The sequence below is a fragment of the Donghicola eburneus genome (assembly GCF_900115865.1).
Taxonomy (GTDB): domain Bacteria; phylum Pseudomonadota; class Alphaproteobacteria; order Rhodobacterales; family Rhodobacteraceae; genus Donghicola; species Donghicola eburneus.
This window is the reverse complement of record NZ_FOXY01000029.1, coordinates 1-12948: the sequence shown is the minus strand read 5'-3', so window position 1 is coordinate 12948 and position 12948 is coordinate 1. Positions and strand designations below refer to the sequence as shown.

Annotated in this window: 13 protein-coding genes and 1 pseudogene; 4 read left to right on the top strand and 10 right to left on the bottom strand. The window is 52.5% G+C overall.

Annotated elements, in window-relative coordinates; all coding sequences use genetic code 11:
* Positions 1 to 251 precede the first annotated feature (251 nt).
* On the top strand, positions 252 to 863 hold the full coding sequence (locus tag BM225_RS20920) for a class I SAM-dependent DNA methyltransferase (protein WP_092465462.1): 612 nt from the start codon (positions 252 to 254) through the stop codon (positions 861 to 863).
* Between the two features lie 325 nt (positions 864 to 1188).
* Here the strand turns inward: BM225_RS20920 and BM225_RS20915 are convergent, their stop codons facing one another.
* Entirely contained in the window at positions 1189 to 1698 is a 510-nt protein-coding gene (locus BM225_RS20915; RefSeq protein ID WP_072704415.1) for a DUF6653 family protein, read from the bottom strand.
* Positions 1699 to 2252: 554 nt separating this feature from the next.
* Here BM225_RS20915 and BM225_RS20910 point away from each other — a divergent pair.
* Both BM225_RS20910 and BM225_RS20905 read left to right on the top strand, forming a co-directional pair.
* Entirely contained in the window at positions 2253 to 2792 is a 540-nt protein-coding gene (locus tag BM225_RS20910) for an alpha/beta fold hydrolase (RefSeq protein ID WP_072704418.1), read from the top strand.
* 405 nt (positions 2793 to 3197) lie between these two features.
* Entirely contained in the window at positions 3198 to 4217 is a 1020-nt protein-coding gene (locus BM225_RS20905; protein WP_092465461.1) for an IS110 family RNA-guided transposase, read from the top strand.
* A 559-nt stretch (positions 4218 to 4776) separates the two neighbouring features.
* On the opposite strand, the gene BM225_RS20900 is transcribed toward BM225_RS20905, so the two are convergent.
* The 9 genes from BM225_RS20900 to BM225_RS22000 all read right to left on the bottom strand — a co-directional run bounded on the left by BM225_RS20900 (position 4777) and on the right by BM225_RS22000 (position 11643).
* The gene (locus BM225_RS20900) at positions 4777 to 5805 is read right to left on the bottom strand and encodes a hypothetical protein (RefSeq protein WP_092465460.1); all 1029 of its coding nucleotides are present in this window, start codon (positions 5803 to 5805) and stop codon (positions 4777 to 4779) included.
* Positions 5802 to 6701: a hypothetical protein gene (locus BM225_RS20895; protein ID WP_092465459.1), complete on the bottom strand. Its 900-nt coding sequence runs from the start codon at positions 6699 to 6701 to the stop codon at positions 5802 to 5804. Before BM225_RS20895 ends, BM225_RS20900 begins: the two co-directional genes overlap by 4 nt.
* Positions 6701 to 7099 (bottom strand): hypothetical protein, encoded by a 399-nt coding sequence (locus tag BM225_RS20890; protein WP_092465458.1) that lies wholly within the window; start codon positions 7097 to 7099, stop codon positions 6701 to 6703. The genes BM225_RS20895 and BM225_RS20890 overlap by 1 nt, the downstream gene beginning before the upstream one ends.
* The gene (locus BM225_RS20885) at positions 7096 to 7722 is read right to left on the bottom strand and encodes a DUF4453 domain-containing protein (protein ID WP_092465457.1); all 627 of its coding nucleotides are present in this window, start codon (positions 7720 to 7722) and stop codon (positions 7096 to 7098) included. The genes BM225_RS20890 and BM225_RS20885 overlap by 4 nt, the downstream gene beginning before the upstream one ends.
* 40 nt (positions 7723 to 7762) lie before the next feature.
* Positions 7763 to 8518, bottom strand: coding sequence for a hypothetical protein (locus BM225_RS20880; RefSeq protein WP_092465456.1), 756 nt, complete (start codon positions 8516 to 8518; stop codon positions 7763 to 7765).
* Between the two features lie 82 nt (positions 8519 to 8600).
* Positions 8601 to 9080 (bottom strand): hypothetical protein, encoded by a 480-nt coding sequence (locus BM225_RS20875; RefSeq protein WP_092465455.1) that lies wholly within the window; start codon positions 9078 to 9080, stop codon positions 8601 to 8603.
* A gap of 21 nt (positions 9081 to 9101) precedes the next feature.
* Positions 9102 to 10280 (bottom strand): TMEM43 family protein, encoded by a 1179-nt coding sequence (locus BM225_RS20870; RefSeq protein WP_092465454.1) that lies wholly within the window; start codon positions 10278 to 10280, stop codon positions 9102 to 9104.
* A 48-nt stretch (positions 10281 to 10328) separates the two neighbouring features.
* Positions 10329 to 10961: a hypothetical protein gene (locus BM225_RS20865; RefSeq protein ID WP_143095438.1), complete on the bottom strand. Its 633-nt coding sequence runs from the start codon at positions 10959 to 10961 to the stop codon at positions 10329 to 10331.
* A 463-nt stretch (positions 10962 to 11424) separates the two neighbouring features.
* On the bottom strand, positions 11425 to 11643 hold the full coding sequence (locus BM225_RS22000) for a ribosomal protein L7/L12 (RefSeq protein ID WP_218157090.1): 219 nt from the start codon (positions 11641 to 11643) through the stop codon (positions 11425 to 11427).
* Positions 11644 to 11905: 262 nt separating this feature from the next.
* On the opposite strand from BM225_RS22000, the pseudogene BM225_RS20855 reads away from it, so the two are divergent.
* A pseudogene (locus BM225_RS20855) lies at positions 11906 to 12714 on the top strand (IS3 family transposase); the annotation flags it as partial.
* Between the last annotated feature and the right edge of the window lie 234 nt (positions 12715 to 12948).

Below are 12948 nucleotides of genomic sequence, written 5' to 3'. Positions count from 1 at the left end.
TTGGATCCGGGTCAAAAGGGGCTAAAAGAAAGACAGTCTCGGCGTCGCAGAGCATCAGCGGATCGAAAATCATGCCTTTCGTCGTTCACGGCCCTTTGCGGCCGTCCGCCAGGCGGGCTATCGCTGCGATTCAGCTCCCCCAAATCGGACATCCAACGCGTCGTGCAGCATGGTTCAACAGCCGGACGTCCGCAGTGCGGACAAAGCAGCTATTTACTTGCTTATTGTGAGCGGCCGGACAACACTAACCTATGTCCAGAGAAGCTGATGCGATCACAGGTCTATATCGCCGACACGCACAGGCTTGGGCCCGCCTTCGAGGCTCAGAGCCTCAGGAGGAAGTTTGGCTTGAGAAATTCGTTCAGCTACTGCCCGCCGGCGGTTCAGTCTTGGATATCGGTTCTGGGTCTGGAAAGCCAATTGGCCAATATCTTTTTGACAACGGGTTCGCCGTCACTGGGATCGACGCATCCCCAGAGTTGATTGAGATTTCGCGAAGAAATTTGCCAGAGTGTGACTGGTTGATTTCAGATATGCGTGACCTTCGACTTGACAAGAAATTCAATGGCATCGTGGCGTGGAATAGCAGTTTTCATCTGACACCAAATGGTCAACGCCAGATGTTTCCGGTGTTTCAACGGCATGCCGCGCCTGCGGCCACGCTTATGTTCACCAGCGGACCATGCCACGGAGATGCAATTGGTGAGTTTGAGGGGGAAGCACTCTACCACTCGAGTCTAGATAGCGAGGAATATCGCACACTGCTGGACCGGCATGGCTTCGGGGTCATAGATCACATCGTCGAGGAGGAGCGTTGTGGTCTACATACGGTTTGGCTCTGTCGATACAGGGATACTGCTTGAGATCGGAAAGTCGTCGAAGCCGCCATTGGTTCTCAGCGCAGCATTGGTCAACATGGGCTTAGACCGGCCATCAGCTGCCTCGCGACATCATTGGGGATTGGTCCAGATCCCACCGAAAAGGGCGTCCCTCTACGGACATTAGCCAGTCAGTGACTCGCCGCAGCTCAGCGATTCCCAACAGCGGACCTTCAAGCTGAGTGCAGGGAATGCCGGGTGAGAGCCCAGTTTAACCAATGCTGCGCTTTGCCTTAGTGGCCGCTATTCCCTGTAAGCATGGAACAATTAAGCTAATTGGGTGACCGTTATACGCGTTGGAGGCCTGACCCTAATAGTCCCACTTTAGATACTCTTCGTTCTCGGACTTCATCATTTCATATAGCCAGACCATGCGATCAAGATACCAGCTCTTGCCAAGATACGCCAATGAGACCCCAAGAACGGTAGCCCAGATCGAATAATAGATAATTGCCCAGATCGCTATCAGCATGCCAGCGAAAGACGTGATGTTCAGAATTGAATAGAGCGGCGTCTTATGGACGTCGGGAATCTCGATTTTGTCCCTGTTAAGATAAACTCTCTCCCCCAGCACAGATCTCGAAGCCCAGTTCCTGGTTGACTTAGGCTTCGCGAAGAAGATCGGATTAAAAAACATCCAGAGTAGGGAAGCAACTCCAGGGATCATGCACCACCAACCAATCCAAAGACGGCTCCAGAACGCGAGCACGATAAGGGGAAGGACTGAATACCTTGTCCAAACGCTCCATGGATTGGCGTGTTTCATCCAGTTTTCGTCGGTCAGTCGGAACGCCTGCGCGACTTTTCTTTCGAGTGTCATCGTACCCCGCTTTCCAGTGGCGCGATTGTGCATTGGATGCGCTGAGACAATCACCCAATCGATGCAGAGCCGTCAACGGGCCTGCAGAGAAAGTGGCCATTGGCGCATCCGCAGCGAATTGCCGCTTCGTCCGCACCTTATCAGTTTGTGATCCGCGCAGCGAAGGTCAGTTATCGCAAATCGAAGTCAGGTGCCTTGGGTCCGCTTCGGTCTGAGAGCGGACCAATGCAGCTGCAGCAAAACCTCGAAGCAGGCGCGGTTGTTTGGGCTCGAAGCGGTCTTATCCGGAGACGCGGCGGGTCGTGCGCTTGGGACGCAGCAGTGGCCGTCGTTCCGGCCTTTGCGGACCTTAATTCCGACATCAAGCGTCGTATTGCAGCTTCACCGGAGCTGCCATTCGCTGCATGCGCTCGATTTGAACTGTATTCCAAGTTTGGAGCGCGGAGAAATCAGGTACCAATTGTTTGATAGGATGGCATATTTCTCCTTGTAGCTGCATCTTTGAGGTGCAAGAATTTAAAGAAATTCAACGTACATAGGTGGGTTCCGCGCGGATGGAGGCAGTATTCTTTTGCCACGGCATGCCCGGAAGCAAAGCCGACGCCACTTTGCTTCATAAGGCTAATCCCGACATAGATATCGTCGCGGTAGACCTTTTGGCCAATACCCCAGAAGACGTTGATGTGGCGTTTTCCAACGCGTTGCATTCCAAGGTGATTACTGTGGACAAGGGCGGGGTAGTTCTGGCCGGGTTTTCGATCGGCGCAATGGCCGCGATCAAGATCGCAGCGAAACGTCCGGATATTGTCTCGCGGCTCATTCTCATTTCACCCGCGGCCCCCTTGTCGATGGGGGATTTTCTTCCGGATATGGCCGGAAAGCCTGTATTTAAGCTGGCCATGTCGCATCCGAAATTGCTTCGCCTGTTGACTGTATTCCAAGGTTTGGTGACGCGTTGGTCGCCCGAACGGACAGCTGGTGCTCTCTTCAGGAATTGTGGTGCCGCAGAGAGGGCCCTTTTCGAAGATCCTGCCTTCCGGGCCAGCGTGAACCAAGCGCTTGTGGAGTGTTTCCTGCGGCGACCAGATGCATAACTCGCTTTCATCAATGCCTATGTCACTGATTGGAGCGAGACAATCGACCTGGTTCAGTGTCCGGTAGAACTCTGGCATGGGACCAATGACACGTGGTCGCCGCCGGAAATGTCATATGCGCTTGCCAAGCGGTTCGGTGAAAAAGCGACTCTGAGAATGGATGAGCAGCCCGAACACTACTCGACCATGAGCCAAGTCGCACTCTAGTTTTCAGGAGTTTGCAGCAACGATTTCTGACAGCATTCGTCATTTCAAGTTTGAAATGGTCCTGAGGCCGATCACTCAAACTCAGTGGATGACTTTGGAGAACGGCCGAATAGCGGATGAGGTGGGTGGCTCCTGCTCCACCGGCATCGAATGTGCCAAAGTGCATCTATCAATGACTGCTAGGAAAGGAGCCACCCAATGACAGTTCAGACAGTAGGCCTTGATTTGGCCAAGGATGTTTTTCAGGTTCACGGCATTTCGGAGAATGGTCGGGTCATTTTCAATAGGGCCATAAAGCGGGCGAAGCTGCTTGCCTTCTTTGAGAGGCTGCCGCCCTGTTTGGTCGGCATGGAGGCGTGTGGATCGTCCCACCATTGGGGTCGCCAGCTGCGCAAGTTGGGACACGACGTAAAGCTCATGCCCGCCGGTTACGTCAAACCCTACGTGAAGCGCGGCAAGTCGGATGCTGTTGATGCCGAGGCAATCTGTGAAGCGGTTTGGCGCCCGACGATGCGCTTTGTCGAGATCAAGACGGAGGACCAGCAGGCCATCCTCGCGATCCACCGCACACGCGATCTGGCGGTCTGGCAGCGCACCCAGTTGGCCAACATGATCCGCAGTCTGTTACGCGAGTTCGGGCATATCTTGCCCATCGGGATCGAAGCGGTGGCCGCCTTCGCAAAGCGCCACCTGGACGGCGATCATCCTGACATGCCGGAGATCGCAAACGGCCTTCTCGGCGTCCAGTGCTACCAGTTTCTCGGCCTGAATGAACGCATTTCCGGCTACTCAAAGATGATTGAGCAACATGCCATGTTGAGTGCGGATGCCCGCCGATTGATGCGCATGCCGGGGATCGGACCGATCACGGCTTCGGCGATTGTCGCAACGATTGGCGATGCAAAACAGTTTCGGACCGGACGCGATCTGGCGGCCTGGCTGGGGTTGACCCCGCTCAACAAATCAAGCGGGGGTAAGGAACGTCTTGGAAAGATCACAAAGCAGGGGGATCGCTACATACGCAAGTTGCTGGTCGTGGGCATGACGTCTCGCGCTGTGATGGCAAAACGTTCCCCGCAGAAAGTCGATCTCTGGACAGCCAAGATCTTGACCGACAAGCCTTTCCGGCTGGCGACAGTCGCGATGGCAAACAAGGCAGCCCGGGCCATCTGGGCAATGCTCACCAAGAAACAGGAATACCGGCAACCCGCGTTCTAAGCGCATCGGTTGCCTTCGAGATGCAAGACGTTGAAGTGATGATGCGGAATTAAGTCAACCAAAAGCAAGGACACTCCGGGAATGGCAGCGGCCCCTTGAGGTCGATAAGCCGATTGGAACCTCGCTTGCGGAACTCATCAGGGCCAGTGGAGGCAATGCCAAAACATAAACAGGCCGGACAGACGACGGTACTGACGAAAATGACCGCCGAAATCACCAGAAAACACTTGCAATGCAGGAGCCACCCACAGATGTTATTGAAAAATCGCGGCACAGTGCAGGCAGCATCACCGCAGAAAACACACTCACAGAACACGCAAATTGATAAAGGATACTTACAATTAGGATAGGTAAGGAATTCCATACCATCTCTCACAAGCCTTACAAAAAATTACCTCTTTGCGACAAAAATATAGGAAGAAAATCTCCCTTTGAGCAAAGGATTGTGCCCTGCACTTTTGTAGGTTTTAGGAAGGCCTCTCGAACACGAACTCTGCACATCTTCATCGACATGGTGAAACTCACGATCAAGGGCTATGCAAGATTGCTCACTATGCAACTATTTGTTGCTGATTTCCTCTGCATCAACAACCACACACTCTCCAGCCTGCTCACCTTGGTCAGAGTGAGCGGCGACTACCGTTAAGGCTTGGTAATCTATGGTGAGCTGCACCTTACTGTTGATCCGCAGTATCTGGGTGCCACCAAGATCAGTAGTACTCAATTCACCGTCGCCTGGCGGTAAGCGTAAACTCATGCTTTCGTTCATTAGGCTGACAACACCATTATCTGCACGCACCATCGCGAACCGGAAGCCACCAGCCTGACAGGCGAGTGCCTGAGGCCGCTCATCGGTTTCGGTTTGCTCTAGCTGTGATGCGTGAACCCATCCAGAACTGCACACGGCTCCGGGCGCGTCTGGATCTTTTAAGCTGCAATTGAACCCATCTGACAGATAGCGGACCGGGTACCAGTCTCCTGCCGCTTCACCGCAGACACGAACATGATCGTCCACAGCGAGCACTTCCGTCACGGTGTCTTTCGGTTGAATGTGAATGGGGGAGACATCCTGATCATCATGCCAATCTGCTGGCCCTAAAGACTGAACCGGACCACATACATTTTCCACAGGTCGCGCCGCGACAACAGGGGCTCTTCGGCCAATACCAATCATCATCTGATCGAGAGCCGGAAAGTTGTCAATGATACCCTCTGCATCACAACTATGATCTGCATCTGGCAAGTAAGCTGAAGGTTCACCGACTGAAACGGATGCCATATCAAGATCGCGATCTAACCCGACTGTGTATGCGCGGTTCCCTTGGAAAAACCGTGCGTACGAAAAATCTTCTACCGATTTCGCAATTCCGGTAGACATGTAAGGCATCAGCGCCAAAGGCATACTGATTTCCAGAGAGGGATCATCCAAGTCAAACCCCATCTGCATCCGAAGGTCGCCTCCGATCACACAGAGTTCTACGTCATCGCTATTGAGCAAGGAGCAAGAAAATACTGGGTCTGCTCCATCCGGACATTCCGCGAAAGCGGGGCCTGCAAGGACGAGAAAAGCGACAAGGCCCTGTTTCATTCTTCGAACCCCGCAACATTGACTTCCTTCACCCAAGCCCTGGAACAATCCCCAAGGTAAGGATAGTTTGGCGGCCAGCCCTCCGCATCTAAACGGCAAGCGGCCAAACGCTCTTCGAAATCAAGCATCGACCAAGGATCGCCGTCGCCCCTCTTGTCCGCATCAGGCCAAACAATGGCGCTAAAACCATTCTCGTAAAAACACTCAAACGCGCCAGAGAGGTCTGAGGGATAAACATACCCCATGATCGAAGCGTCGTCGAACGGCGCAGTGTAAAGGGCGACCTGACCCTCATCAGTTCCCTCATTACCAGTCACTAGACTCGCTTCACGACAACTATAAGCACCATAAGGGGTGCCCCCGGGTAGAGGTTGACGCGGTGCAAAATAGGCGAGGCTTGAAGCAGAGGGACCGGTCCGGAAACTGTTCATCTCAATACCACGTGTGCTCAGCAAGGTTTCGACCTCTGCCATGAGCACTGGCTGCATACAAGTTAAAGTACGATATGGCTCAGAAGCGCGGTCAAATAGCGACAAAGAAATCTCAACGTCCGTATTATCAGGCGCGTCTATGGCTTTGCGTAAGTTCAACGTAGCGCGGCCGCCCTCATGAAAAAAAGTTAAACCATAGGTATCCCAAGGGTAACCGCCTGTTCCGGGTCGCATAGAAAAGGGAATTTCATGAACAAACGAGCTCATTGGCCCTTCTGACACGGCCGGATCAAGGTGCAGCGTGAGCATGTCTCCTTCAGTTGCAGGATCGACGGAGTGGCAGAGCTTGATTTCCTCCGCCTCACTGGTCAAGCACAGGACCTGCGTTTGCAGAATACCCTCATCGCAGAACGCTTGCGCTTGCCCTGCCGCCAGAAGCGAGATCGCTGTCAAAAATTTCCGCATCATTTCCCTCCCGGGGATGGTGTCATGATGGCCGCTTTGTTCAGATCAGATAGCGTCTGCGTGACGGTATCCGGATCGCACATGACCACGCGCGTTTGGCTGTTGTTTTCGTAGAGGGTCACGCCACCAAGCCCTTCGGCATGAAATACCTCATACTGTTTCTCATTCTGGGAGAGTGTCGACGCCGTCCAATCTGGCGCATCCATCGCCAGAACATCGCCGAGCGAGGTGCGAACTTCATATCCCTCTAGGTTAAGCCGCGCTTCTTTGCCCCAGCACAATGTCACGGCCGTGCCGTTCGACTTGCACGTGAACGCTTCGGTTTCCTCCTCCAAGCAGCCGGCATTTCCTAAAACAGGCGCTACTGCACACAGCAAAGACAAGACAAGCACCTTCATCCCGCAAACTCCCGACAAGTTGCAGGACCAATCGCACCGCCGACGATCCATCCTGCGCCAAATTCCGTTTCAACAAATTCAAAGCCATCGGCGCCTTCGAAACGAAAACGCACGGTATCTCCCGCTGCGACATCACCAGTTGAAAAACTTGTTGCGATGCCCAAATCGCTGCGCATTGGCAAGTCAGGACCGTTGAACCCGAGGCACATACTGTCATAAGACGCCAGCACAGGCAGCCGATCTACGAGATCTAGTTTCCCGATGAGAGTCGCACCAATGCTCGCCTGTGTTGTATCAACTGAGCACCCCATATCTTGCTCATACCGCTTAGCGGCTGAAACAACGCTCTTATCCCAATCAGAGAGAGTGGGGCTATGGGTTGTACAATCGCTGTTGTCAAACAACGCTTCTCCAAGCGCCGAGCCGAAGCAATACCCTGCCCGATCAAATGCAAGGTTCCGCAAATACCAAGCGTCGCCGCAGCTTGCCTGGACATTGCCAGCTATCAGTGCCAGCGCCGCGGCAGAAAAAACCCGAAGCATGATATCTCTCCATAGTTTTGCCCCAAAACACTTGGGATTGATAAAATTCGGCGCGCAGCCGAGGTAAGAACTGCGCGCCATCTTGAGCCCTGCTTTTGCAACCAGAGGTCAAGAAACGCCTTTATTGAATGATTTCCAGATATCGCTGGTCGACCCAACCGGTAGAGCATGGACCAGTATATGGCTGGAACAAATCCTCTGGACGGATCACACACTCTGATACGACGCCTTCAGTCAAAGCTACGGCTTTGAACTCGCCGTTTCGGTCGATAACCTCCACAACATCGTTGTCATACAGCTGCGCCCAACGTGCCGTAGAAGCATTGGGCTCACTACTGGCATAGACTGGGATGCCTTCGGGTGGCGCGGACACGCGGGCGCGCCCGACAAACGAGGGTTGAGGTAGAATATTCTCAACCGAATAAAAGTGCCCTACAGATCCACGATCCAGCGTCAACTCAAAGAGAGGATCAGGCGCGTAAAGAACAGTCTCCGGTAGACAAAGAAGCTGCTCCACTGTCTGATGCCAGCCGGCGCCCTGAAGCCACATATCCATCGGGCCATCAGTCAAAATGTCCTCAGCCTGTTCGTCCCAAGTGGCGTGGAACTGTAAAATCGTCGCCGCGTCCCGATCCGCATCCCAAAAGCCCATCTCAATAGAGATACCTTCGCCCTCAACGACACTTTCAACAAAGTAATCGCGGGACGGGTTCATGGTCAGCGGAATATCGTAATACGTCTCGCCTGTAGTCCGATTATGCAGATTCAGAGAGGCGCTTTCCCCATCACGACAAACCGTGATCTGCTCGATCGCATCCGGAGCAGTTGCGCATTGGAATATCATGTCGTTCGCGCTGTTGCAGACAGCGAGTGCCATTGAGGTATGCGTAATCCATAAGGCGCACCCAAGCGCCCCTCTGAGCCAAAGTGATTTTGAATCAAACATTTTTAGACAAGGCTTACGGCGAAATTTGCGCGATTTCGACCGCTTCGATCAAGCTTGTGAGGTTCTGCTGCACAGATCCTTCATCGCAATTCAATTCTGCCAAGGTATCACCATTCTGGGTGACAGTGATCCCTCCAAGCACTTCAGAGCCGACCTCACGTTCTCCAGACCACCAGACGTCATATCCATAGTCTCCAGAGAAGAACGTAACTGTCTCCCAAATAGAATTCCCCATTCCGTTCCATGGCGTCGCGACAAGGCTGGCCTTGTCGGTGATAATCTCTTTCTCAATCTCGCCGTTGGTCTTGAAAAACGCATAAGAAGCGTTGTCGCCATCTGCCCAATAGTTTGTGTCGCAAACCTCTACGGCTTTTTGTCCTCCATTGAATGTGCAAGAGAACATAACGCTGTCATCTACGGTACAATATTGCCCCGCATAAGCCGAAGTTGAAACGGCGCCAATCAGGATTGCGCATAGCGGAAAAAGTCTCATGAGTAGTCCTTTGTTTAAGTTTCAAACGGCGTTCGCGACAGGATCGCGCTTTGCCTTTTTGCGAGCGAAGTATGTGAAAATTGCCGCTCCAATCGAAGCGATCCCCAGAATGATCGCAGACAGCACGGGCCTGAAGTAGAACCAAGCGAGTGCTGTGGCTCCCAGTCCGACAAAAGCTGTTAAACCCAAGCTGATTAGAGATGTAACAGAAGAGGTGATCCACCCGAGAAACGGGAGGAAGCTAGCAAGAACGTCAAGAATTCCCAAGATCGCTTTGAAACCAAAAAACATGATCACCAGAAGGCCAAATCGCCACAGCCATGTGATCGTCGCGTTGGTCTGCTGCGCTAGATCAAACATTCCTGCTGCATTGTGCAAACCATCATCCACGAGGAACACTTCCCGCCCATTTTGAGCGGTATAAGGGAGCAGTTGGGCGCCTTTCTGAATCCCGACTGCGCTTACTTCGGCGATATCTGAGACGAGATAGCTGATCCGCAAATCCCCGACATTGGGGTTTTGAACGTCACTCGCAAAATAGACGCTACCTGCTGAGAGCGTGGCCGGTTGAGAAAGCCCAAGTGACGCCTCTATTTGAGCGGTTTGATCTGCCGTCAAAGGCACAGAGACGCTTTGACCGAGGCCTTCAATTTTATCTGTCACTTCAAAGCAGCCAACAAAGCCGCTCTCGTGGCCAAAGATCTGACTTTGGATCGGCATCGGAGGGTTTTGATGGCCCTCTGGAACTTTGAAATCGCCCCCCGATTTAGGGCTGTCTGTCCATTCCTTGCTATAGGTGTAAGTCGTCGTTTGGTCCTGCGATCCGCCGATATTATTCTCTTTCGAAGTGCGCGAACTTTGGACCCACGCGAACTGCTCTACGACCCGTTCCAATCGGACCGTTTGAGGGGCAGCAGAAACGCCAAGCACTTCGTCTCGCAAAGAAAAAGGCAATTTTAAAGGGCCATTGAAGTGAACCAGTGCGCCCTCGTTTGACGGTTGCGGCGCGACGGCTGACACCTCCACAACCAAGCCAGCACCTTCTGCCAAAGCACGCGCAGTCTCTACAGCACGTTCTTCATTCCAGAATATGCCATAGGTAGCGCCCCCGACCATGAAGACCCCAAGGCCGATACCTTTTATCGCATTTCTGATACGCGCCCCAAAACCAACGCGTGTCGTTTCTGAAAACCCTGCCATGAATAGTCGTCCTGATTTAGAATTGAGAGGTAAAATTAAGGGTCAGACCTAATGCCGCTGACGCAGAGCAGTTGCAGCAATTTGCACGTCTTCAAGAGTTGGACCTGTTCCGACACCGGCTTCCGGGACGCCAAGCCAATCGTTTATCAGGCGCGCAGTCGTCAATGATTTGCGGTTTGAAGAAAAACCATGTCCAATGATCAATCGCTCAAAGCTTTCGCCAAGGCGTGCGACGAGCACCAGACGATAGGTCATGCCGTTGGATTGCGAGCGACGCATATCAACGTCAGCCTGCTTCACCTCTGACAAAGGTAAATCGTAGCTTTGCTTGCCATGAAGCATTTGTTTAGACACTGAAACCATGTTGCTTTTGCGATCCAGTTCCACAACAGTCCGATGAAACAGCACCCAACAGACCGCGACACCAGAAACGCATATCAGGAGCGCCGCGATGAAAGCACGGGAAGAGATCGCAAACCCCGCATAGAGAGACGTGACTAGGAGTGTACCAAATATTACGAAAACCAACGCAGTGGCGACTGCACTTGACCCGCGCAAGACCAGAATTTGCCGTTCGTTTCTCTGAATATCCATCGGAAAGCTTCTATTTTTTACCTTTTGTAAAAAAATAGAAGAACGATACAAATGAAACCGCAAGACTATTGTTTCGATAAAACTCACAAAGTATGGCTTTCCGTGCCATTCAGTATGAAAAACAGACCAATAGCAACGCGTTCACACGCGCTTGGAAAGCCTCGTGCCCCATATTTTCAAGGGTACTGAAATAGGAAGATTGCCGACGAGCCGCCAGCATCTTGCCGAATTCATTCATTCCGCCTTAGGGACAGTCCAAGATCAGTAATCTTGCCCCAAGTTATAAACTTTTGATCTACATCTATCGGAATCTATCGGAACCGCAAGTTTTCAGCAGAAATACCCGTGTTCCAATTGATTTGAAGAATAGAACTGCAATTGTGTATAACTTGAATGCTTCACAAAATCTGTTTCTTTGATCGGAAGGAAAAGAGCCCGCCATCGCGATTTCAAATTTCTCACCCACTGAAGCAGATAGCAAACAACGAAAGCTCGCATCGACTTGCCAAGAACATAATGCTCTCGGCAAATCTATTTTAACAAAGGTCGTTCACTTGACTTCGACTTCTGCGCCGGCACCTTCAAGTTCAGCCTTTATTTGTTCAGCTTCTTCCTTCGAGACCTTTTGGGTGTCCGCTGCGGTGTCTTTTCCTGCTGTAAACTTCACAGTGACCTTATCAGAAATTTGAATTTCCTTCTTCGTTTCAGCATTAAGAGGCGCTGCGAGTGCGATAGAGCAGAGAACTGCAGCAGTGGTTTTCTTCATCATCATCTTCACCATGAGTTGATATTTCTAACACAAGATGAGAAGTATTGGGCGGAGACAATCCCAACAACGGTGGAATTCCCTACCAAATAACACATTGATCTATATACATGCGCGCACCGCATCCGGCAAATTTCCCACCAAGATTGACAAGACAATGGGCCAACACAAACTTGCCTTTCGCGTTCGATCTTGACAGCGAATGACCTGCCACGGGATTTTTCCTCCATAATCGATTAGAGTCTGACCCAATTTGAGACAGATTATGAAGCGCACACGATTCACGGACGAACAGATCATCGGGATTTTGACTGAGCATGAGGCCGGCGCAAAATGCGCTGACCTTTGTCGTAAGCACGGCATGGCCGAAGGCACTTTCTACAACTGGAAGGCCAAGTTCGGCGGGATGACTGTGTCCGAAGCCAAGCGGCTGAAGACACTCGAAGACGAGAATGCCAAGCTGAAGAAGTTGTTGGCTGAGCAGATGCTGGATCTGGCAGCGATGCGCGAGTTGGTTTCAAAAAAGTGGTGACGCCCGCTGTTAAGCGCGAGGCGGTCGCGCAGCTGAGAAGCCAGTTCGGCTTCTCGGAACGGCGGGCGTGCCGGATTGCGGGCGCGGACCGGAAAATGGTCCGTTATGTTGCGCAACGTGCGCCAGATACGGCCTTGCGTGGTCGGTTGCGGGAGTTGGCCAACGAACGGAGGCGGTTTGGCTATCGCCGCTTGTTCGTGTTGTTGCGCCGCGAAGGCGAGTCCTCGGGCATCAACCGAATTTATCGCATCTACCGCGAAGAAGGGTTAACGGTCCGGAAACGCAAAGCCCGCCGCAAAGCGATCGGGACGCGGGCACCGATCCTGGTCGAAGCGAGGCCAAACGCCCGCTGGTCATTGGATTTCGTCCACGACCAGTTTGCCAATGGCCAACGGTTTCGCGTGCTGAATGTGGTTGATGATGTGACGCGGGAATGCCTGGCTGCAATACCTGACACCTCAATCTCGGGGCGTCGCGTGGCGCGCGAACTGACAGCCCTCATCGAACGGCGGGGAAAGCCTGGGATGATTGTCAGCGATAACGTCCTATGTCGGGAAATTTTGACTGTTTAGGTCAGCAGGTCGATTGGCATCCGAGGAACGGATACCTTGATAAGGTTGCCCAGACGGGCTCTGCCGTCAAGAAATGATCTCATCCATAGCAAACACAGGGTACGCGCGTTGGCGGCCCTCACCGTCCTTAATACGAGATCCCAAATCCCAAGCAGAAGGCCCGAACATTATCTACGAGGTCAGATTGACTGCCTCCACGGCTCA